Source organism: Streptomyces sp. NBC_00459, assembly GCF_036013955.1.
Lineage (GTDB): Bacteria > Actinomycetota > Actinomycetes > Streptomycetales > Streptomycetaceae > Streptomyces.
In genome coordinates, this window is the sequence record NZ_CP107903.1 from 7,300,527 (window position 1) to 7,323,478 (window position 22,952).

Sequence of the window (22,952 nt, forward strand, 5' to 3'; positions counted from 1 at the left end):
CCGTACGATCGAGGAATGAGCACGCGGATCGCCTTCCTCAAGGGGCACGGGACCGAGAACGACTTCGTGATTGTCCCGGACCCCGAGAACCTCATCGACCTCCCCCCGGCCGCCGTCGCCGTCCTGTGCGACCGGCGTGCGGGCATCGGGGGTGACGGACTGCTGCACGTCGTGCGGTCCGCCGCGCACCCCGAGGCCGAGGGCATGGCGGCCGAGGCGGAGTGGTTCATGGACTACCGCAACGGCGACGGCTCGATCGCGGAGATGTGCGGCAATGGCGTGCGGGTCTTCGCGCGCTACCTCCAGCGGGCCGGACACGCGGCCGAAGGGGACCTCAAGGTCGCCACGCGCGGGGGCGTGAAGAGCGTGCACATCGCCAAGGAGGGCGACGTCACCGTCGGTATGGGCAAGGCGCTGCTCCCCGAAGGGGAGGTCACTGTGCGTGTCGATGAGCGCAGCTGGCCCGCGCGGAACGTGAACATGGGCAACCCGCACGCGGTCGCCTTCGTGGACGATCTAGCGCACGCCGGGAACCTGTTCACCGCTCCGCCGTTCAGCCCGGCCTCCGTCTATCCGGACGGGGTCAACGTCGAGTTCGTGGTCGACCGCGGCCCGCGGCACGTAGCCCTGCGGGTGCACGAGCGCGGGGCCGGTGAGACCCGCTCGTGCGGCACGGGTGCGTGTGCCGTCGCCGTGGCCGCCGCCCGGCGCGACGGTGCCGACCCGGCCGTGACCGGCACGCCGGTGACGTACACCGTCGATGTGCCCGGTGGACGCCTGGTGATCACCGAGAGGGCTGACGGCGAGATCGAGATGACGGGCCCCGCGGTGATCCTTGCTGAGGGAGAGATCGAAGCGGAGTGGCTGGAAAGCGCAGTGAAGTAGAGCAGGCAACGGCTCGATATCGCGGGCTGTGGGCCCCGTGGCCTATGGAAGTAGGGGCTCTGGTGTGCATCTTGGTGCGAAATCGGAGCCGATCCCGGCTTGGGTGGCCCGGAAGTACCGGCACCTGAACCATCGCTCGAATGGGTGATCCGTTTCACGCTCGACGAGAGGTGGTCAGTCGCGCGTGATGGGCTCGGTAGCATCAAGCACCGGCCCGGACGGGGGAACAACGCCATCCCCTGAGCCGTCGTCCGCCATGGGGCATCCCGTCCGCCGGTCCAGGTAGCCGGAGGTGCCCATGAGTGCGGAGGCCACGAATCCCGCGAGCCCAGGTGCTGTGACGTCCTCGCCCAAGCTCGCGGCGTCGCTGGAACAGGACGGGACCCCGGCGCCCCGCCGACGGACCCGCCCCAGGATCGACCTGCGCCGACTGGGCAGGGCCGCGTTCCTCGGCTCCGCGACCCGCGACCGGCTGCCCGACGCCATCGGCCATGTCGCCGAGGCGCACCGCGCCCACCACCCCGACGCCGACCTGGAACCGCTGCGCCGGGCCTACGTCCTGGCCGAGACCTCGCACCGCGGCCAGATGCGCAAGAGCGGCGAGCCGTACATCACGCACCCGCTCGCCGTGACCCTGATCCTCGCCGAACTCGGCGCGGAGACCACGACCTTGACGGCTTCTCTGCTCCACGACACCGTCGAGGACACCGATGTGACGCTGGATCAGGTCGGCGAGGAGTTCGGCGCCGAGGTCCGCTTCATCGTCGACGGCGTGACGAAGCTGGAGAAGGTCGACTACGGCGCCGCCGCCGAGCCCGAGACCTTCCGCAAGATGCTGGTCGCCACCGGGAACGACGTCCGCGTGATGTCGATCAAACTCGCCGACCGGCTGCACAACATGCGCACCCTGGGCGTGATGCGCCCCGAGAAGCAGGAGCGCATCGCCAAGGTCACCCGGGACGTGCTCATCCCGCTCGCCGAACGTCTCGGCGTGCAGGCGCTCAAGACCGAACTGGAAGACCTGGTCTTCGCGATCCTGCACCCCGAGGAGTACCAGCACACCCGGAAGCTGATCGTCGACAACGCCTCCCGCGCGGACGACCCGCTCGCCGAGATCGCCGACGAGGTGCGCGCGGTACTGCGCGACTCGGGGATCCAGGCCGAAGTCGTCATCCGGCCACGGCACTTCGTGTCCCTGCACCGGGCGTCGCGCAAGCGCGGCCAGCTCCGCGGCTCCGACTTCGGACGGGTCCTGGTGCTCGTCAACGAGGACGCCGACTGCTACGGCGTACTGGGCGAGCTCCACACCTGCATGACGCCCGTCGTCTCGGAGTTCAAGGACTTCATCGCCGTACCCAAGTTCAACCTCTACCAGTCGCTGCACACCGCCGTCGCCCGCGCGGACGGCCAGGTCGCCGAAGTGCTCATCCGTACCCACCAGATGCACAAGGCCGCCGAGGCAGGCGTCATCGCGCTCGGCAATCCCTACGCTCCTCCTTCGGAGGAGCAGACCGACGGCGGCGGGGCGCGGACCGACCTGGACGCCGACGGCGAGCGCGTCGACCCCACCCGGCCCGGCTGGCTGTCCCGTCTCCTCGACTGGCAGGAGGCCGCGCCCGACCCCGACACCTTCTGGTCCACCCTGCGCGAGGACCTCGCCCAGGACCGCGAGATCACCGTCTTCCGGGCCGACGGGGGCTCGCTGGGGCTGCCCGAGGGCGCGAGCTGCGTGGACGCCGCGTACGCGCTGTACGGCGAGGACGCGCACGCCTGTATCGGGGCCCGGGTCAACGGCCGGCTGGCGACGCTGAGCACGGTCCTGCGGGACGGCGACACGGTCCAGCTCCTCATGGGGCAGGACCCGGCCTCCGAGCCCTCCAGGGAGTGGCTGGACCACGCGCACACGCCCGTCGCCAGGATCGCCATCCAGCGCTGGCTGGCCGCCCACCCGGCGCACATCGATCCGGCGGACGTGGCGCCGAGGTCCTCCGGTGACCCCGCGGAGGCCGAGGGAGCCACCGCCGAGGCCGCCCGAGCGGCCGTCGACGCCCGCTCGGCCCAGGACGGTGCCGAGTCCGCCGACCCCGCCGCGACCGCCGTCGTCGACCAGCCCGGCGCGACCGTACGCCTCGCCGGCTGCTGTACGCCCGTACCGCCCGACGAGGTCACCGGCTTCGCCGTGCGCGGGGGAGTGGTGACCGTTCACCGGGTGGAGTGCGCCGGGGTGGCGCACATGAAGAGCACGGGGCGCGCGGAGGTCGGCGTGCACTGGGGGGACACCACCGAGGCGCGGGTCACCCTCGTCGCCGAATCGTTCGGGCGGCCCCATCTGCTGGCCGACCTCACCGAAGCCATCGCCCTGGAGGGCGTCGCGATCGTCTCGGCGACCGTCGAACCCCCCAGCCAGCAGCGCGTACGCCACACCTACACGCTCCAACTCCCGGACGCGGCGCATCTTCCGGCTCTCATGCGGGCCATGCGCAATGTGCCGGGCGTGTACGACGTGAGCCGGGCGCAGCATCACGTGGCGGTTCCCTGAGGCACCCGTTCGGGTGGGCCCGGCGCGAGTCGTCGCCCTCCGGCGGGCGGGCGCTGGTAGCGGTGGTGCATGCTGCTCAACCCCCGTACCCGGTTCACGTCGGCGCTGCTCGCCTCCGCCGTCTCCGTCTGCCTCGTCGCCGCCAGTGCCCCCGCGGCACCCCTGGGTGTCGGCGACCGCCTCTTCCCGCACCTGGGCAACCCCGGGTACGACGTGGCGTCGTACGACCTCGCCTTCAGCTATCCCGGAACCAACAGCAAGCCGCTGTCCGCCGTCACGACCATCGACGCCTGGACGACCACCGGACTCGACCGGATCAACCTCGACTTCGCCCATGGCACGGTCGGGTCGGTCGAGGTCGACGGTGAGCCGGCGTCGTTCACCAGTGCGGACGAGGATCTGGTGGTGACGCCCAGGGAACCGCTGCCCGCCGGGAGCTGGATGCGGATCACCGTGCGGCACACCAGCGACCCCGTGTCCCCGGCCGGCCGGGACGGCGGCTGGGTGCGGACGAACGACGGGCTCGCGATGGCCAACCAGGCCGATGTCGCGCACCTGGTGTTCCCCTGCAACGACCATCCCTCCGACAAGGCGATGTTCACCATCAGGGTCACCGCCCCGAACGGCTACACGGCAGTGGCCAACGGTCTGCCGACGGGCGCCGACCGGGTCGGCAGGGCCACGACCTGGACGTACCGCACCCAGCACCCCATGGCCACCGAGCTGGCCCAGGTGTCCATCGGCCGCTCCACCGTGGTGCACCGCACGGGGCCGCACGGACTGCCCCTGCGCGATGTCGTGCCCGCCAAGGACCGCGCGCTGCTGGAGCCGTGGCTGAAGAAGACACCCGCGCAGATCGAGTGGATGGAGAGCAAGGTCGGCCGCTACCCGTTCGAGACGTACGGGCTGCTCATGGCCGAGGCGTCGACCGGCTTCGAGCTGGAGACACAGACCCTCTCTCTCTTCGAGAGAGACCTGTTCACCGAGCCCGCGTATCCGGAGTGGTACGTCGACTCGATCATGGTGCATGAACTGGCCCACCAGTGGTTCGGCGACAGCGTCAGCCCGCGCACCTGGTCCGACCTGTGGCTCAACGAAGGACACGCGACCTGGTACGAGGCCCTGTACGCGGAGGAGAAGGCGGGCCGGAAACTGGTGGACCGCATGAAGGCGGCGTACGGCGCCTCCGACCGCTGGCGGGCCGCCGGCGGACCACCAGCCGCCCCCAAGCCGCCCAAGCCCGGCCAGAAGATCGGCATCTTCCGCCCGAACGTCTACGACGGGGCAGCCCTCGCCCTCTACGCCCTGCGCCAGGAGATCGGCCGCCCGGCGTTCGAGCGCGTGGAGGAGGCATGGGTCGGCCTCCACAAGGACGGTGTCGCGGGCACCGCCGACTTCGAGCGCCTCGCCTCGGACATCGCGGGGCGGGATCTGAGCGCGTTCTTCCAGGCGTGGCTGTACGCGGAGAAGACTCCGGCGATGCCCGGGCACCCGGACTGGAAGTCCGTCGCACCCACGGCATAGCGCCACGGAATAACACCGTGACGAGACGGGGCGTGCCGTGCGACCATCTTCAGGTCGGCGGCACTGCCCCCGGCCTCACGGGACGGGTTCCGGGAATCTCCCGGGTCGCTCGTGCGTTGTGACCGGTGACGGGGCTCGCTCCGTCACCGCACACGGAAACCCCATCGACGTAAGGACCCAATGACCTCCTCTTCTTCCCCTTCCCAGGACACTGAGCGCGTCGCGCACACCTACCCCGAAGGTCTTCGGGCCGATGCCCTGATGGAAGAGGACGTCGCCTGGAGCCACGAGATCGACGGAGAGCGGGACGGCGACCAGTTCGACCGCTCCGAGCGCGCGGCCCTGCGCCGCGTCGCGGGCCTCTCCACCGAACTCGAGGACGTCACCGAGGTCGAGTACCGCCAGCTCCGCCTGGAGCGGGTCGTGCTCGTCGGCGTCTGGACCACGGGGACCGTCCGGGACGCGGACAACTCCCTCGCCGAGCTCGCCGCCCTCGCGGAGACCGCCGGCGCGCTCGTGCTCGACGGCGTCGTCCAGCGCCGCGACAAGCCCGACGCGGCCACCTACATCGGCTCCGGCAAGGCCAACGAGCTGCGGGACATCGTCATCGAAACGGGCGCGGACACCGTCATCTGCGACGGTGAGCTCAGCCCGGGCCAGCTGATCCACCTCGAAGACGTCGTCAAGGTCAAGGTCATCGACCGTACGGCCCTGATCCTCGACATCTTCGCCCAGCACGCCAAGTCCCGTGAGGGCAAGGCGCAGGTCGCGCTCGCGCAGATGCAGTACATGCTGCCGAGGCTCCGGGGCTGGGGTCAGTCGCTGTCCCGTCAGATGGGCGGCGGCAAGGGCGGCGGTCTCGCCACCCGTGGTCCCGGTGAGACCAAGATCGAGACGGACCGGCGCCGGATCCGCGAGAAGATGGCGAAGATGCGCCGGGAGATCGCGGAGATGAAGACCGGCCGCGAGATCAAGCGCCAGGAGCGCCGCCGCAACAAGGTGCCCTCGGTCGCCATCGCCGGTTACACCAACGCGGGCAAGTCCTCGCTGCTCAACCGCCTCACGGGCGCGGGCGTGCTGGTCGAGAACTCCCTGTTCGCGACCCTGGACCCGACCGTGCGCCGGGCCGAGACCCCGAGCGGACGGCTGCACACGCTGACCGACACGGTCGGTTTCGTAAGGCATCTGCCGCACCACCTGGTCGAGGCGTTCCGCTCCACCATGGAGGAGGTCGGCGACGCCGACCTGATCCTGCACGTGGTGGACGGTTCTCACCCGACCCCGGAGGAGCAGCTGGCCGCGGTTCGCGAGGTCATCAGGGACGTCGGCGCCACCGGCGTACCCGAGATCGTCGTGATCAACAAGGCGGACGCGGCCGACCCGCTGACGCTCCAGCGGCTGATGCGGATGGAGACGCGTTCGATCGCGGTGTCCGCCCGCACCGGCCAGGGCATCGACGAGCTGCTCGCCCTGATCGACAACGAGCTGCCCCGGCCCTCGGTCGAGATCGAGGCGCTCGTGCCGTACACCCACGGCAAGCTGGTCGCCCGTGCCCACACCGACGGCGAGGTGATCTCCGAGGAGCACACCGCGGAGGGCACGCTGCTCAAGGCGCGGGTGCATGAGGAGTTGGCGGCGGAACTGGCGCCGTACGTTCCGGCGGCAGCAGTGCTTTAGGCTCCGCCGGTTCGGGTGTTCGTCCGCGGGTTCGTTGTGGCTGGTCGCGCAGTTCCCCGCGCCCCTTGACAGGCTCCCCGTGCCTTAGGCATGGGGAGCCTGTCGCGTTACTGGGCGGCGAACTTTTCGCTCACCTCGTCGTACACGGTCTTGGCCACCTTGCCCAGGCGCGGGCCCGCCAGCCAGCCCGAACTGACCGGGCCGATCGAGGTGTTGGACACCAGGGCGGGGTTGCCGTCCGAGCCCGCGGCGACCCAGCCGCCGCCCGAGGAACCGCCGGTCATGGTGCATCCGATCCGGTACATCGTCGGATCCGACCTGACGATCGACAGCCGGCCGGGCTCGTCCTGGCACTGGTACATCGTCTCGCCGTCGAACGGCGCCGCCGCCGGATAGCCGGTCGCCGTGATGCTTCCCACCTGCGACACGGCAGGGGCGTCGAAGTCCACGGGGAGGGCCGAACCGACCGTCTCCTCCAGCGACTTGCCGCTGCCGCCCTTCTCCGGCGTCACATGGATGACCGCGAAGTCGTACGGTGCCCCGTCGCCGCCCGTCGAACCGCCCTGCGCGATCCACTGGTCGGACGTCTGAGTCCAGTCACCCCACCAGACGCCGTAGGGAGCGACCTCCGCGCGAGGACTGTTCTCCACCTCGGCGCTCGACCTGCCCGCGTTGTTGTACGACGGCACGAAGGCGATGTTGCGGTACCAGCCGCCCTTCTTGCCCGCGTGCACGCAGTGGCCCGCCGTCCAGACGAGGTTCGACTTCCCGGGGTGGGCGGGGTCCTCCACCACGGTCGCCGAGCAGACCATCGTGCCCTCGGGGGCGTCGAAGAACACCTTGCCCGCCTCGGGCGCGTTGGCGTGGTACGCGGGCGGCACGGCCTTGGCCCTCACAGCCCGCGGTGTCGGATCGGTGACGCCCTGGTCGCCCGAGAGGTCGTTCGCGTCGACACTCTTCTCCGGGTCGTCGGCGTCCCGCATCCGGTCCGTGTCCCAGAGGCCCTCGATGATCGGGTTGACGTAGTCCTCGGCCTCGCGCAGCCAGTCGTCCTTGTCCCAGTTCTTCCAGGCGCCGTTCTTCCACTTGTCGATGTCGATCCCGTGCTCTTTGAGCTTGTCCCTGAGCCCGTCCGGGATCGTGATCTTTCCGGCACCGTCGTCGGTCGCGGAGGCGGAGGACTGCCCGCTCGCGTCGGAACCCCCGGAGTCCGAGCCGGAGCCACATGCGCTGGCGGTGAGCGCGAGCGCCACGGCAAGGCCGACGAGGGCCGGCACGGGAGAGGTTCCGAGGCGTGCGCCCTTCCCGTCCCGGGCGATGAAGGGTGGGCGTATGGGTCGCATGATCTGACTCCCCCTGGCGTGCTCGAACCGTGTGCTGTCCCCGCTCGGCATCACACACTATGCGGTCGCTGTGGGGCGCATCCGCCGGAACGGCAACGGTTTCGCTACGGGCGGCCCGGCCTGCTGATCGTCCGCCGGGCCGCCGATGTGACGCCTTGTCACGGCTGTTTCCGGAGTGCTGTTTCCGGAGTACCGAGGCGACGGCGCCACCTCCGCAAGGATCTTGAGCCGACCCGTGACTCCTGCGGTGCGCGGGGTGTTGGTAACGGGAGGGGTCTATCGGTGAGTTGGTGCCTGGCGGGGCGGCAGAGCGGTGGAACAGCGGGGAGTTGGGGCATTGGTGCTGCGGGAGTCCATCGAGACGGGGGCGCAGACGGGGGCGCGGGAATCCCGGGTGTACGAGGAAGCGGGCACGGAGGTCGACACGTGCGCGGGCGTGCGCGGGGCGCACGAGGGGATTCTGCGGCGCCAGTCGGCGCGTGAATCGGCGGCACGCACCTACGCGCGCTCCCTGCCGATCGTCCCCGTACGGGCACGTGGGCTGACGATCGAGGGCGCCGACGGCCGGCGCTACCTCGACTGCCTCTCGGGCGCGGGGACACTGGCACTCGGCCACAACCACCCGGTCGTGCTGGAGGCGATCCGCAAGGTCCTCGACTCGGGTGCGCCGCTGCACGTCCTCGACCTGGCGACCCCCGTCAAGGACGCCTTCACCACCGAACTGTTCCGCACCCTGCCGCCCGGACTCGCCGACCACGCGCGCGTGCAGTTCTGCGGCCCGGCCGGGACGGACGCCGTGGAGGCCGCGTTCAAGCTGGTGCGCGCCGCGACCGGCCGCACCGGGATGCTCGCCTTCACGGGTGCCTATCACGGTATGACCGCCGGCGCGCTCGGCGCCTCCGGCCACGCGGCCGACGTACGGGTCGCCAGGCTGCCGTTCCCCCAGGACTACCGCTGCCCCTTCGGGATGGGCGGAGACCGGGGCGCCGAACTCGCCGCCCGCTGGACCGAGTCCGTCCTCGACGACACCAAGTCGGGCGTGCCGTTGCCCGCCGGGATGATCCTCGAACCCGTCCAGGGCGAAGGCGGGGTGATTCCGGCGCCGGACGCCTGGATGCGGCGCATGCGCCGGATCACCGAGTCCCGCTCGATCCCGCTGATCGCCGACGAGATCCAGACGGGAGTCGGCCGCACCGGCACGTTCTGGGCGGTGGAGCACAGCGGGGTCACCCCCGACGTGATGGTGCTGTCCAAGGCGATCGGCGGCAGCCTGCCGCTGGCCGTCGTGGTCTACCGCGACGACCTCGACGTCTGGGAACCCGGCGCCCACGCGGGCACGTTCCGCGGCAACCAGCTCGCCATGGCCGCCGGCACGGCCACCATGTCGTACGTCCGTGAACACGGCCTCGCCGAACGGGCGGCCACCCTGGGCGCCCGTATGCTCTCCCGACTCCGGCAGCTGGCGGCGGAGTTCCCGATCATCGGCGATGTACGCGGACGGGGACTGATGATCGGGGTCGAACTGGTCGAACCGGACGCGGAGCGAGGCGCGGGCGCCGGCGCGGACTCCGCCGACGGCGACCGGTACACCGATCCCGAGGTCTTCCCTGCCCCGGCCGATGGCGGGCCGCGTCCCGCAGCGCCCGACCTGGCCGCCGCCGTACAGCGGGAGTGTCTGCGCCGGGGCCTGATCGTCGAACTCGGCGGACGCCGGGCGAGCGTCGTCCGGCTGCTGCCGCCACTGACCATCACCGACGAACAGGCCACCGCGGTACTCGACCGGCTGGCCGACGCGGTGGCGGCGGTGGCACGCGGCCGCACCGACTCCGGCCGCCCGCGCACCACCCACGCCGAGCGAGCGGGGTAGCCAGGCCCGACGCCCGTCCGTACCGACCCCGTTCGCCTCCCCTGTACGTGTACTCGAACAACCTCACGAGGAATGGTCTTGAACAGCACCCCCGTACCCGAAGGCCGTTCCCATCCCACCTCCGCGCGAGGCTCCGGGCCCGTGGGAGAGACGGTGCCCCGGCAGAAAGGGTCAGCCGACGGCGCCGAGTGGGTGCGCGGTGCCACGGCCGACCTCCTGGAACATCTCGACCCCCACACCGCGGCCCAGGCCGCCGCCACCGAGAACCTGCTGCGCTGCTGGGTACGGGAGAACGACCTCACCGCCCCCGAGGACGGCACCCTCCGTATTCCCCTCCCCACCAGCGGCACCGCACTGCTGGCCGCGGTCCACTACTGGTCCCCGACCGGCTGGCACCGCTTCGGCCTCGCCCACCTGGCCGATGCCCCCGCCGGGGCCCCGGCGGCCGACGCGGTCACCGTCGCGACCCTGCTCGCGAGGGAGGCGTACGAGGGCCCGAAGCCGACCGGAGCCCACCCGGTGACCGGCGCGCCCCCGGACGACGTGGCCGGCACGGCGGCGATCGATGCCCCGGCCGTGCCGGTGTCCTCGGTCCTGCCCTCGGACGCAGTCGACCTGGTCGCCCGTGTCGCCGACTCCGTCCGCCGGACCGCCACCTTCATCAGTGACCGTCGTGCACAGCCGACCGACGGACCCGACCTCTTTCTCGCCGCCGAGCAGGCGCTTCTGCTGGGCCACCCGCTGCATCCGACCCCGAAGAGCCGCGAAGGGCTCGCGGAGGCCGAATCCCGGCTCTACTCACCGGAGTTGCGCGGCTCCTTCCCGCTGCACTGGCTGGCGGTGGCTCCCTCCGTGCTCGCCACGGACTCCGCCTGGACCGAGCGTGGCCGTCCCGTCCGCGCCGAGCAGCTCACCGCGCAGCTCATCGGCGCCGCACTGCCGCTGCCCGACGGCTACGCGGCCCTCCCCCTGCACCCCTGGCAGATCCGCGAGACCCGGCAGCGCCCGCAGACCGCGGCCCTGTTCGAAGCCGGTCTGCTCCGCGACCTCTGCACCCACGGCTCACCCTGGCACCCCACCTCCTCCGTACGCACCGTCCACCGCTCGGGCGCCCCCGCCATGCTGAAGCTCTCGCTGGGGCTGCGCATCACCAACTCCCGGCGGGAGAACCTCCGCAAGGAACTCCACCGGGGCGTCGAGGTGCACCGGCTGCTGCGGTGCGGACTGGCCAAGGAGTGGCAGTCCACCCACCCGGCCTTCGACATCGTCCGCGACCCGGCCTGGCTCGCCGTCGACGACCCGGACGGCAGCCCCGTCCCCGGCCTCGACGTGGTGATCCGGCACAACCCGTTCCACCCGGCGGACGACGTGTCCTGCGTCGCCGGACTCGTCTCGCCCCGGCCCCACGCCCACCTGGGCGACCCGGCCGGCCGGCGGCCGGACGGCCCGATCCTGCGGTCCCGGCTGGCCGGGGTCGTCACACGTCTCGCCGGGCGAACCGGCCGCCCCCGCGGTGCCGTCGCCACCGAGTGGTTCCTGCGCTACCTGGAGCACGTCGTACGGCCCGTGCTCTGGCTGGACAGCGAGGCAGGCATCGCCCTGGAGGCCCACCAGCAGAACACCCTGCTCCTGCTGGACGCCGACGGCTGGCCCCGGGGAGGCCGCTACCGCGACAACCAGGGGTACTACTTCCGTGAGTCCCGGCGTGCCGAACTCGACGCCCGGCTGCCGGGCATCGGGGAACAGAGCGACACGTTCGTCTCCGACGAGGTCACCGACGAACGCTTCGCCTACTACCTCGGCATCAACAACGTCCTCGGCCTCATCGGCGCGTTCGGCTCCCAGCGCCTGGCCGACGAACGGGTGCTGCTGGCCGCCTTCCGGCGCTTTCTCCGAGACGTCGCCACCGGTCCCGCCCGACTGCGCACGACCCTGCCCGGCCGTCTGCTGGACTCACCGGTCCTGCGCTGCAAGGCCAACCTGCTCACCCGGCTGCACGGTCTCGACGAGCTCGTCGGCCCGGTCGACACGCAGTCCGTCTACGTGAGCATCGCCAACCCCCTTCATTCCTGACGTCGTCGACACCCCTGACGCCGCCAACTCCCTTTCACCCCTGAGGAACACACCACACATCCCATCTCCCGAGAGGAGCGTCCCGTGCCTCCTGCCGACGCGCGCACCGACGCCCGTACCGACTTCCGAACCGCCTCGACCCCCGAGAGCGACGCCGACATCCGCACCGACGGCGACAGCGAGGACACGCTGGAACTGCGCCTGCCCGACGAGTTCCTGGCGATGTACGCCGACGACGGCAAGGCGCCGGACACGGTGCCCCCGGTGCCCGCCGACGGTCTCCTCGACAGCATCGGGGACTGGGAGCCGATCAGCACGCCCGCAGGCTCGTTCCACCTCCGCCCCGTACGGATCGAGCGGGATCTCCCTCTCATCGGGCGCTGGATAAACGACCCCACCGTCGCCACCTTCTGGGAGCTCGCCGGCACCGAGTGCGTGACCGAGGCCCATCTGCGGTCCCAGCTCGACGGCGACGGACGCAGCGTCCCCTGTCTCGGCGTGCTGGAGGGCACCCCGATGAGCTACTGGGAGATCTACCGCGCCGACCTCGACCCGCTGGCCCGGCACTATCCCGCCCGTCCCCACGACACCGGACTGCACCTCCTGCTCGGCGGTGTCGCCGATCGCGGTCGAGGACTGGGCGGCATCCTGCTCAGAGCGGTCGCCGACCTCGTACTCGACAACCGGCCTCGCTGTGAGCGTGTCGTCGCGGAACCCGACCTGCGCAACACGCCCTCCGTGTCAGCCTTCCTGAGCGCCGGCTTCCGGTTCTCCGCCGAGGTCGACCTGGCCGCCAAGCGGGCCGCCTTCATGATCCGGGACCGGGGCCTGCGCGATGCGCTGTAGACCCCCTGTGCCACCCCTGGTCCCACCGTGCGCTCCCGCCTTGATCACCCGATTGTCAGTGCCGCCCCGTAGGGTGGTCGCGCTATGACGAAGCCCTCACTCCCCGAACTCCTGCATGCTGCCGTCACCGCTGTCGGCGGTACGGAGCGCCCCGGCCAGGTGACCATGGCCGAAGCCGTCGCGGAGGCGATCGACGACGGTTCCCATCTGCTGGTCCAGGCAGGCACCGGCACCGGAAAGTCGCTCGGCTACCTCGTACCCGCGCTCGCGCACGGAGAGCGGGTCGTCGTCGCGACGGCGACCCTCGCGCTCCAGCGCCAGCTCGTGGAGCGCGACCTGCCCCGCACGGTCGACGCACTGCATCCCGTGCTGCGCCGCCGCCCCGAGTTCGCGATGCTCAAGGGCAGATCGAACTACCTGTGCCTGCACCGCCTCCACGAGGGCGTGCCGCAGGACGAGGACGAGGGCCTCTTCGACCAGTTCGAGTCGGCGGCACCGACCAGCAAGCTCGGCCAGGACCTGCTGCGTCTGCGCGAATGGTCGGACGAGACCGAGACCGGCGACCGTGACGGCCTCACCCCCGGTGTCTCCGACCGGGCCTGGGGACAGGTCTCCGTCTCCTCCCGCGAGTGCCTGGGCGCCTCGAAGTGCGCGTACGGAGCCGAGTGCTTCGCCGAGATGGCCCGCGAGCGCGCCAAACTGGCCGAGGTCATCGTCACGAACCACGCGCTGCTCGCGATCGACGCGATCGAGGGCGCGCCCGTCCTCCCCTCGCACGAGGTGCTGATCGTCGACGAGGCGCACGAACTGGTCTCGCGGGTCACCGGAGTGGCCACCGGCGAGCTCACTCCCGGCCAGGTGAACCGTGCCGTGCGCCGTGCGGCGAAGCTGGTGAACGAGAAGGCCGCCGACCAGCTCCAGACCGCGGCCGAGGGCTTCGAGCGGGTGATGGAGCTGGCCCTGCCGGGCCGCCTGGAGGAGGTCCCGGAAGACCTCGGCTACGCCCTGATGGCACTGAGGGACGCGGCCCGCACGGTGATCTCCGCGATCGGCGCGACCCGCGACAAATCGGTCCAGGACGAGGACGCGGTCCGCAAACAGGCGCTGGCCTCGGTGGAGTCCGTGCACGACGTCGCCGAGCGGATCGCGAACGGCTCCGAGTGGGACGTCGTCTGGTACGAGCGGCACGACCGCTTCGGGGCCTCCCTGCGCGTCGCCCCCATGTCGGTGTCGGGCCTCCTCAGGGAGAAGCTGTTCACGGACCGCTCGGTGGTCCTGACCTCGGCCACGCTCAAGCTGGGCGGTGACTTCAACGGCGTCGGGGCCTCCCTGGGCCTCGCCCCGGAGGGCACCGCGGGCGACGACCTCCCGCAGTGGAAGGGCGTCGACGTCGGCTCGCCGTTCGACTACCCGAGGCAGGGCATCCTGTATGTCGCCAAGCATCTGGCCCGCCCCGCGCGCGACGGCGACCGCGGGGACATGCTCGACGAGCTGACGGAGCTGATCCAGGCGGCGGGCGGGCGCACCCTCGGCCTGTTCTCCTCGATGCGGGCGGCCCAGCTCGCGGCGGAGGAACTGCGGTCCCGCATCCCCGAGTTCCCGATCCTCCTCCAGGGCGAGGAGACCCTCGGCGAGCTGATCAAGAACTTCGCGGCCGACCCGCAGACCTGTCTGTTCGGCACGCTGTCGCTCTGGCAGGGCGTCGATGTCCCGGGTGCCAGCTGCCAGCTGGTCGTCATGGACAAGATCCCGTTCCCGCGCCCGGACGACCCGCTGATGAGCGCCCGCCAGAAGGCTGTCGAGGACGCCGGGGGCAACGGCTTCATGGCTGTCGCCGCCACCCACGCGGCGCTCCTGATGGCCCAGGGCGCCGGCCGCCTCGTACGGGCGACGGGGGACCGCGGTGTGGTCGCCATCCTGGACCAACGGCTCGCCACCGCCCGGTACGGGAGCTACCTGAAGGCGTCCCTGCCGGACTTCTGGTACACCACGGACCCCAACGTGGTCCGTCGGTCGCTGGCCGCGATCGACGCGACTGCGAAGCAGACGGAGACGGAGGAGGTCCCGGTGGCCGAGGCGGCGGAAGAGGCGGAGCAGGCGGAGGAAGCGTAGACATCACCGTGCCGGCCATCGACTGATGTCGGTGGCCGGCACGGTGATGCACCTGAACACGGGACAACGAACAACACAGGGCCCCGGAACCGGCGCAGGGGTTCCGGGGCCCGGTCAGGGGCGGGGTCGTCGTACGGCCCCGCCTCCCGCAGCTCTCACACGCGGCGGAGGACCGCCACCACCTTGCCGAGGATCGTCGCCTCGTCGCCGGGGATCGGCTGGTACGCGGAGTTGTGCGGGAGGAGCCAGACGTGGCCGTCCTCGCGCTTGAAGCGCTTGACGGTGGCTTCGCCGTCCAGCATCGCGGCCACGATGTCGCCGTTCTCGGCGACCGGCTGGCGGCGCACCGTGACCCAGTCGCCGTCGACGATCGCGGCCTCGGTCATCGAGTCTCCGACGACCTTCAGGACGAAGAGCTCTCCGTCACCCACCAGTTGGCGGGGGAGGGGGAACACATCCTCGACCGATTCCTCGGCGAGGATGGGACCGCCGGCGGCGATACGGCCCACGAGCGGGACGTACGACGCGGCGGGTTTGCCCGCGGTGTCCGTGGGCTGCACGGAAGCCCCTTGGTCGGAACCGCGTACTTCATAGGCACGCGGGCGATGCGGATCGCGGCGCAGGAATCCCTTGCGCTCCAGAGCCATGAGCTGATGTGCGACCGATGAAGTACTGGAGAGGCCGACTGCCTGCCCGATCTCACGCATCGACGGCGGGTAACCGCGTCGTTGCACGGAGTCCCTGATGACCTCGATCACGCGCCGTTGCCGGTCGGTGAGTCCCGAGCTGTCCGCTCGGATTCCTGGAGGTCGTCCAGGGAGGGACCGCTTGGGCCCCTCAGGATTCGTGGCTTCGTTCATCGCATGCACCGGCTCGAGTCGGCTCTGGGAGCGGTCCTGGGCAGTGATGGTGGCACTGTCTGCGGTGGTGGTCACGTCGGCCCCTCTCGATGGTCTCCCGTGCAGTGCAACGGTAGTTGCTTTCGAAAGGTTGCGCCAAACACACGTTCGAGTGAAAAATTAAGGATGGCCCGTCGCGATCAGATGTTTGGGTGTATGGCTCGCGTCGCGCCGGGCGGACAAAAGGCCTCTTTGTTGTACCCTTCACCGCCGAGGTGGCGACCTCGTGGGTCGGTGTTCAAGTCTGCCACCCGGAGTCCCGTCAACCGGGAATCGGCCCCCGTCGCGCGCGGTTCTCACCGTATCTCCGCATGTTCCCCAGCGATACGGCCGTGCCGGATCGGGCCTGTCGTGGCGGTATGGCCGTACGGCACATGCCAATACCGGTGCGACACGCGCTACGCGATGGATGTACGGGCCAATCCCCACATCTAGTGGTTGGATTCCTGCTGTAGCCCAGAAGTTGTGGTCCCCTGGGTCTTCGGTCCCTCGGGCATCACCTATGCTGGGGGCTGCTTCAAGGGGCTCAAAGGCCCTTGCGAGGCTATTGAGTCTGCTGTGAGGAAGGGTTGGAGAACATGCACTGCCCCTTCTGCAGGCATCCCGACAGCCGCGTGGTCGACAGTCGTACGACCGACGACGGCACGTCGATCCGCAGGCGCCGCCAGTGTCCCGACTGCTCCCGCCGGTTCACGACCGTCGAGACGTGCTCGCTCATGGTGGTCAAGCGGTCCGGAGTTACCGAACCGTTCAGTCGTACGAAGGTCATCAACGGCGTGCGCAAGGCATGTCAGGGACGGCCTGTCACCGAGGACGCTCTCGCCCAACTCGGCCAGCGGGTCGAGGAGGCGGTGCGCGCCACCGGAAGTGCCGAGCTGACCACCCACGACGTGGGGCTGGCCATACTCGGTCCGTTGCAGGAACTCGACCTCGTCGCCTATCTGCGATTCGCGTCCGTCTACCGGGCGTTCGACTCGCTGGACGACTTCGAGGCCGCCATCGCGGAGCTCAGGGAAGCGCCGCACCGCCCCGCCGTGGACGACGAAGACCCGGATGTGGGGCGCCGGCAGGACGATCGCGGGTCCGGGGGGACTGCTCAGGTCCCCGTGCCCGCCAACGCCGCCGACTGACCGGCGGGCCGGACCCGGACCACGCGTCCGGACCGGCCCCGGGAGGCGGCGGTCCGAAGACCTGCTGCGGACGGCACCAAGAGGCTGTCCGCAGCGCAAGAAACCACACCGTGTCATGGGAACAACGTGACACTTCTGGGCGTTTTGCCCGATACTGGGAGGCGGCATGACAGAGACGGCGAGCGGTCCGGCACGGAGTTCCCGCGCCAAGGGGACGAAGGCGGTCCGGGGACTGCGCATCGAGCGGATCCACACCACCCCCGGCGTGCACCCGTACGACGAGGTCGAGTGGGCGAGCCGTGACGTCGTCATGACCAACTGGCGCGACGGCTCGGTCAACTTCGAGCAGCGTGGCGTCGAGTTCCCCGCCGAGTGGGCGGTGAACGCGGTCAACATCGTCACCAGCAAGTACTTCCGCGGCGCGGTCGGCACCCCGCAGCGCGAGGTGAGCCTCAAGCAGCTCATCGACCGCATCGTGAAGACGTACACGAAGGCCGGTGAGGACTACAAGTACTTCGCCTCCCCGGCCGACGCCGAGATCTTCGAGCACGAGCTGGCGTACGCCCTCCTGCACCAGATCTTCAGCTTCAACAGCCCTGTCTGGTTCAACGTCGGGACCCCGCAGCCCCAGCAGGTCTCGGCCTGCTTCATCCTGTCCGTCGACGACTCCATGGAGTCGATCCTCGACTGGTACAAGGAAGAGGGCATGATCTTCAAGGGCGGCTCGGGCGCCGGCCTGAACCTCTCGCGGATCCGCTCCTCCAAGGAGCTGCTCTCCTCCGGCGGCAACGCCTCGGGCCCGGTCTCCTTCATGCGCGGCGCGGACGCCTCGGCGGGAACGATCAAGTCGGGCGGCGCCACCCGCCGCGCGGCCAAGATGGTCATCCTGGACGTCGACCACCCCGACATCGAGGACTTCATCGAGACCAAGGTGAAGGAGGAGGAGAAGATCCGCGCCCTGCGCGACGCGGGCTTCGACATGGACCTGGGCGGCGACGACATCACGTCCGTCCAGTACCAGAACGCCAACAACTCGGTCCGCGTGAACGACACGTTCATGAAGGCCGTCGAGTCGGGCGGCAAGTTCGGCCTCACCTCCCGGATGACCGGCGACGTCATCGAGGAGGTCGACGCCAAGTCCCTCTTCCGCAAGATGGCCGAGGCCGCCTGGGCCTGCGCCGACCCGGGCATCCAGTACGACGACACGATCAACGCCTGGCACACCTGCCCGGAGTCCGGCCGTATCAACGGCTCGAACCCGTGCAGCGAGTACATGCACCTGGACAACACGTCCTGCAACCTCGCCTCGCTGAACCTGATGAAGTTCCTCAAGGACGACGGCAAGGGCCGCCAGTCCTTCGAGATCGACCGCTTCGCCAAGGTCGTCGAGCTGGTCATCACCGCGATGGACATCTCCATCTGCTTCGCCGACTTCCCCACCCAGAAGATCGGCGAGAACACGCGCGCGTTCCGCCAGCTCGGCATCGGCTACGCCAACCTCGGCGCCCTGCTGATGGCGACCGGACACGCGTACGACTCCGTGGGCGGCCGTGCCCTGGCCGGTGCCATCACCTCCCTGATGACCGGTACGTCGTACCGCCGCTCCGCCGAACTCGCCGCGGTCGTCGGCCCGTACGACGGCTACGCCCGCAACGCGCAGCCGCACCTGCGGGTCATGAAGCAGCACGCCGACGAGAACGGCAAGGCCGTCCGGATCGACGACCTGGACACCCCGATCTGGGCCGCCGCCACGGAGGCCTGGCAGGACGTCGTCCGCATCGGTGAGAAGAACGGCTTCCGCAACGCCCAGGCGTCCGTCATCGCCCCGACCGGCACCATCGGTCTCGCGATGTCCTGCGACACCACGGGACTCGAGCCCGACCTCGCTCTGGTCAAGTTCAAGAAGCTCGTCGGCGGCGGCTCGATGCAGATCGTCAACGGCACGGTCCCGCAGGCCCTGCGCCGCCTGGGCTACCAGGAGGAGCAGATCGAGGCGATCGTCGCCCACATCGCCGAGCACGGCCATGTGAGCGACGCCCCGGGCCTCAAGCACGAGCACTACGAGGTGTTCGACTGCGCCATGGGCGAGCGGACCATCTCCGCGATGGGTCACGTCCGGATGATGGCCGCGATCCAGCCCTGGATCTCCGGTGCGCTCTCCAAGACGGTCAACCTGCCGGAGACGGCGACCGTCGAGGACGTCGAAGAGGTCTACTTCGAGGCCTGGAAGATGGGCGTCAAGGCGCTCGCGATCTACCGCGACAACTGCAAGGTCGGCCAGCCGCTCTCCGTCAAGAAGAAGGAGAACGAGAAGGCCGAGGTGACCGCGAAGACCGAGGCGACGATCCGTGAGGCCGTCGAGAAGGTCGTCGAGTACCGCCCGGTCCGCAAGCGCCTCCCCAAGGGCCGTCCCGGCATCACCACCTCCTTCACGGTGGGTGGCGCCGAGGGTTACATGACCGCCAACTCCTACCCGGACGACGGTCTCGGCGAGGTCTTCCTGAAGATGTCCAAGCAGGGTTCCACCCTCGCGGGCATGATGGACGCCTTCTCGATCGCCATCTCGGTGGGCCTGCAGTACGGCGTGCCGCTGGAGACGTACGTCTCGAAGTTCACGAACATGCGCTTCGAGCCGGCCGGTATGACGGACGACCCCGATGTCCGTATGGCCCAGTCGATCGTCGACTACATCTTCCGCCGCCTGGCGCTGGACTTCCTCCCCTTCGAGACGCGTTCCGCCCTCGGCATCCACTCCGCCGACGAGCGCCAGCGTCACCTGGAGACGGGGTCCTACGAGCCGACCGAGGAAGAGGTCGACATCGAGGGCCTGGCCCAGTCGGCGCCCCGCACCCAGGAGCTGAAGGCCGTGGCCGCTCCGAAGGCCGTCGTCGCGGAGGCACCGGAGCCCGCGCTGACGCAGGTTCACACCAGCGCGGAACTGGTGGAGATGCAGCTGGGCATCCAGGCGGACGCCCCGCTGTGCTTCTCCTGCGGTACGAAGATGCAGCGGGCCGGGTCCTGCTACATCTGCGAGGGATGCGGGTCGACCAGCGGTTGCAGCTGACCGCGACGGACGGTCCCTGACCGGTGAGTGAGGAGGGGCGTCGGCGATCTGCCGGTGCCCCTCCTCCGTCGTGCCGTGGGTCGCGTAACCTCCCTCCATGGATGGCATGTTGAGGCTTCACGACGGTGACATCGGTGAACTCTCGGGGGCGGCCCGGGCGACCGCTCTCCAGGCGCTGGTCGAGGATCTCCGATCCCCGGATCCCGTGGTGCGTGACGAGCGCGCGTACGGTACGGCCGTTCGCTGGATACCCGGCCTCGACGCGGCGGAACGGCGGTGGCTCGGGGATCGTGCGGCCGGGCTGTTCGGCGATCCCGCCGTTCAGGCGCGTGCCTTCGCGCCCCTTGTGCTGGCCCGGATCGCCGACGCGGGGGACTGGCGGCAGGAATGGTGGGACGCGTTCGCCGGGTGGTATCCCGGCGAGACCGATCTGCGCGGGTACGACTCCGAGCTCGGCTGGGTGCATGCCGCCGCGCACGGGTCCGACCTGCTGGCGGCTCTCGCGCGGCGCCCGGAACAGGATCCCGCACCGCTGTTCGAGCTGGCCGTCGCGCGGTTGCTGGCCGGTACCGGGCATGTCTTCGACGCCCAGGAGGACGACCGGATCGCCCGTGCGCTGGCTCAGATCCTGTGTCGGCCCGGTCTCGGTGTCGCCGGTTCGGTGGGATGGCTGGACGCCGTCTCGGCGGCGTTCCGGACGGGGGAACCGGGGCCGGTGCCCCCGTGGGCCTCCAACACCATGCGCACGCTGCGCATGCTCTACCTGCTGGTCGACCGCGGACTGCTGACACCGGGAGGGGACGGCCCGCCGAGCCCGGTCACCCATCGGGAGGCCGTACTCGATGCCCTGGCCGCCACCCTCGCGATCGTCACCCCCTACCTGCCCTCCCCTTCGGGGAGGGCTCAGGTCTGACGCGTACGGCCCATCTCCCTGCTGAACGTCGAGGGGTCGTCCTCGAAGCCCTGGACACCGGAGTGGAAGTCCCACGATCCGGCCTCGTCGCGCACGAACTCCGCGACCGTGGCCGCCGTGGACCCCAGAACACTGCCGAAGTCGTCCTCGGCCAGGACGGTGTAGCCCTCACGAATGCGCAGGCCCGGCCCCCGGACGCTGACGAATGTCCGGTGCGTGGAGCGCTGCTGGATGACGACGCCGACCACCACGCGCGCGTACTGGGCGCCCAGCCGGTCGAACTCCAGCGTCATGACCTCGTCCCAGCCGAAGCCCTTGCCGTCCTTGCTGTCCCTGTTGAGGGTGATCGTGCCGTCCGGAGAGCGGCTGTCGAAGTGCACCACATAGGCGGGATCCCCGTACGGATCGGTCGCCGAGTAGGTCGCGGCGACGATGTCGAGATCGGTGGGCGGCTGACCCGCCGGACTCGGATCCCACTTCAGTGAGACTTCGGCCTTGCGGATCCCCTTGTTGAGGGCCTTCACCAGACTTCCCTTCCCCGTTCGCCGTGTGCTGTCGCGCCAACTGCCGGTACATCACAGCTGGTTGTCCATCGTGCCACGCGCGCGGGGGCGCTCGCGCGGTCGTACTGCGCCCGAGCGTGACCGGCGCCACGCCGCTGGGCCTTACGATGGCGCGGTGCTGGTCAAGTGGATTCGCTGCACCGTGGTGGACCGCCGCGGTTTCGAACGGGGGCAGCGAAAGTGGGCGGGACTTCTGGGGGAGCCGGGATTCCGGGGGCAGGGCGGGGGCTGGAGCCGGGGGCGTCCCGGCGTGGCACACGTCTTCGCCTTCTGGGAGAGCCGCGCCTTCTACGACTCCTTCATGGCCCGGTCCCATGACCGGCTCGCCACCGCGCAGTCGGGCACCTTCAAGGATCAGCAGGTCAAGCTGTTCGACCATCGTTTCGATGTGAAGACCGGCTTCGAGCCGCGCTTCACGGACTCCGACCTGGTACGGGTGGCGCACTGCCGCGTCCATGAGGAGCGCGCCGAGCACTTCGCGCTGATGCAGGAGAAGGTCTGGAACCCCGCGATGGCGGGTTCTCCCGGCATGGTGCGAGGGCTGTTCGGCGAGGCGCCGGGGCACGAGTTCCTGATCCTGTCGATGTGGCGGTCGGCGGCCGAGCACGGCAAGTACCGGGCCGAGCGGATAGAGCGGCTGGCGCTGCGGGCCCAGCTGGAGGCGGACGTGGCGGCTCTCGCCGGAGACATCGTCGAACTGGAACCCGGCTGGATAGTCTGAGATCCGGGCCCAGCGTTCCGGACCCTGTGTTCCGCCCGGTGTGGTCCAGCACGCACGACATGTGTGACATACGCCGTACAGAGGCCCTGTGAGTGCCCGGCCGGCGCCGACGCGATCTAGGGTTTTGGCATGGTAAGACCACGGCGCATCGTCCTTGTCCGGCACGGCGAGTCAATGGGCAATGCCGATGACACCGTTTATGAGCGCGAGCCGGATCATGCCCTCGCCCTCACCGAACGCGGCTGGCGACAGGCGGAGGAGACCGGCAAGCGGCTGCGCGAGGTGTTCGGGCAGGAGCAGGTGAGCGTGTATGTCTCCCCCTACCGTCGTACGCACGAGACCCTGCGTGCCTTCAGCCTGAACTCCGACCTCGTGCGCGTGCGCGAGGAGCCCCGGCTGCGCGAGCAGGACTGGGGCAACTGGCAGGACCGGGACGACGTACAACTGCAGAAGGCGTACCGGGACGCGTACGGGCACTTCTTCTACCGCTTCGCCCAGGGGGAGTCCGGCGCCGATGTGTACGACAGGGTCGGCGGCTTCCTGGAGAGTCTCTACCGCAGCTTCGAGGCCCCGGACCATCCGCCCAACGTGCTGCTGGTGACCCACGGGCTGGCCATGCGGCTCTTCTGCATGCGGTGGTTCCACTGGACCGTCGCGGAATTCGAGTCGCTGTCGAATCCGGGGAACGCGGAGATGCGGATGCTCGTCCTCGGAAGTGACGGCAGATACACCCTTGACCGGCCGTTCGAGCGCTGGCGTGATCCGGAATCGTATGGAATCACCGGATAGAGTGGCA

General features: G+C 70.0%; 16 protein-coding genes. 13 read left to right on the plus strand and 3 right to left on the minus strand.

Annotated features, from left to right (window positions below; genetic code table 11):
* Positions 1 to 15 precede the first annotated feature (15 nt).
* The 4 genes from dapF (at position 16) to hflX (ending at position 6,625) form a co-directional block, all read left to right on the plus strand.
* Positions 16 to 885, plus strand: coding sequence for a diaminopimelate epimerase (dapF, locus tag OHN74_RS32360; protein WP_327698095.1), 870 nt, complete (start codon positions 16 to 18; stop codon positions 883 to 885).
* Positions 886 to 1,183: 298 nt separating this feature from the next.
* A complete protein-coding gene (locus OHN74_RS32365; RefSeq protein ID WP_327698096.1) occupies positions 1,184 to 3,424 on the plus strand; it encodes a RelA/SpoT family protein in 2,241 nt (746 codons plus the stop codon).
* 69 nt (positions 3,425 to 3,493) lie between these two features.
* Positions 3,494 to 4,948, plus strand: a complete 1,455-nt coding sequence (locus OHN74_RS32370; RefSeq protein WP_327698097.1) for a M1 family metallopeptidase — start codon at positions 3,494 to 3,496, stop codon at positions 4,946 to 4,948.
* Positions 4,949 to 5,128: 180 nt separating this feature from the next.
* Entirely contained in the window at positions 5,129 to 6,625 is a 1,497-nt protein-coding gene (gene hflX / locus OHN74_RS32375) for a GTPase HflX (RefSeq protein WP_327698098.1), read from the plus strand.
* Between the two features lie 107 nt (positions 6,626 to 6,732).
* On the opposite strand, the gene OHN74_RS32380 is transcribed toward hflX, so the two are convergent.
* A complete protein-coding gene (locus OHN74_RS32380) occupies positions 6,733 to 7,968 on the minus strand; it encodes a hypothetical protein (RefSeq protein ID WP_327698099.1) in 1,236 nt (411 codons plus the stop codon).
* 394 nt (positions 7,969 to 8,362) lie between these two features.
* On the opposite strand from OHN74_RS32380, the gene OHN74_RS32385 reads away from it, so the two are divergent.
* The 4 genes from OHN74_RS32385 (at position 8,363) to OHN74_RS32400 (ending at position 14,866) form a co-directional block, all read left to right on the plus strand.
* A complete protein-coding gene (locus OHN74_RS32385; RefSeq protein WP_327700356.1) occupies positions 8,363 to 9,835 on the plus strand; it encodes a diaminobutyrate--2-oxoglutarate transaminase family protein in 1,473 nt (490 codons plus the stop codon).
* Positions 9,836 to 9,907: 72 nt separating this feature from the next.
* Positions 9,908 to 11,908, plus strand: coding sequence for an IucA/IucC family protein (locus OHN74_RS32390; protein ID WP_443060482.1), 2,001 nt, complete (start codon positions 9,908 to 9,910; stop codon positions 11,906 to 11,908).
* A gap of 84 nt (positions 11,909 to 11,992) precedes the next feature.
* Positions 11,993 to 12,754: a GNAT family N-acetyltransferase gene (locus OHN74_RS32395; protein WP_327698101.1), complete on the plus strand. Its 762-nt coding sequence runs from the start codon at positions 11,993 to 11,995 to the stop codon at positions 12,752 to 12,754.
* An 84-nt stretch (positions 12,755 to 12,838) separates the two neighbouring features.
* On the plus strand, positions 12,839 to 14,866 hold the full coding sequence (locus OHN74_RS32400; protein ID WP_327698102.1) for an ATP-dependent DNA helicase: 2,028 nt from the start codon (positions 12,839 to 12,841) through the stop codon (positions 14,864 to 14,866).
* A gap of 155 nt (positions 14,867 to 15,021) precedes the next feature.
* On the opposite strand, the gene lexA is transcribed toward OHN74_RS32400, so the two are convergent.
* A complete protein-coding gene (gene lexA / locus OHN74_RS32405; protein WP_164318350.1) occupies positions 15,022 to 15,801 on the minus strand; it encodes a transcriptional repressor LexA in 780 nt (259 codons plus the stop codon).
* A gap of 542 nt (positions 15,802 to 16,343) precedes the next feature.
* Between lexA and nrdR the strand changes: the two genes are divergently transcribed.
* The 3 genes from nrdR to OHN74_RS32420 all read left to right on the plus strand — a co-directional run bounded on the left by nrdR (position 16,344) and on the right by OHN74_RS32420 (position 20,872).
* A complete protein-coding gene (gene nrdR, locus OHN74_RS32410; protein WP_327698103.1) occupies positions 16,344 to 16,895 on the plus strand; it encodes a transcriptional regulator NrdR in 552 nt (183 codons plus the stop codon).
* Positions 16,896 to 17,061: 166 nt separating this feature from the next.
* Positions 17,062 to 19,959, plus strand: coding sequence for a vitamin B12-dependent ribonucleotide reductase (locus OHN74_RS32415; protein ID WP_327698104.1), 2,898 nt, complete (start codon positions 17,062 to 17,064; stop codon positions 19,957 to 19,959).
* Positions 19,960 to 20,056: 97 nt separating this feature from the next.
* Positions 20,057 to 20,872, plus strand: a complete 816-nt coding sequence (locus tag OHN74_RS32420) for a DUF2785 domain-containing protein (RefSeq protein ID WP_327698105.1) — start codon at positions 20,057 to 20,059, stop codon at positions 20,870 to 20,872.
* On the opposite strand, the gene OHN74_RS32425 is transcribed toward OHN74_RS32420, so the two are convergent.
* Positions 20,863 to 21,396: a TerD family protein gene (locus OHN74_RS32425; RefSeq protein ID WP_327698106.1), complete on the minus strand. Its 534-nt coding sequence runs from the start codon at positions 21,394 to 21,396 to the stop codon at positions 20,863 to 20,865. The genes OHN74_RS32420 and OHN74_RS32425 overlap by 10 nt on opposite strands.
* 154 nt (positions 21,397 to 21,550) lie before the next feature.
* Between OHN74_RS32425 and OHN74_RS32430 the strand changes: the two genes are divergently transcribed.
* Positions 21,551 to 22,156, plus strand: coding sequence for a YdbC family protein (locus OHN74_RS32430; protein WP_327698107.1), 606 nt, complete (start codon positions 21,551 to 21,553; stop codon positions 22,154 to 22,156).
* Between the two features lie 129 nt (positions 22,157 to 22,285).
* The gene (locus OHN74_RS32435; RefSeq protein WP_327698108.1) at positions 22,286 to 22,945 is read left to right on the plus strand and encodes a histidine phosphatase family protein; all 660 of its coding nucleotides are present in this window, start codon (positions 22,286 to 22,288) and stop codon (positions 22,943 to 22,945) included.
* Positions 22,946 to 22,952 lie beyond the last annotated feature (7 nt).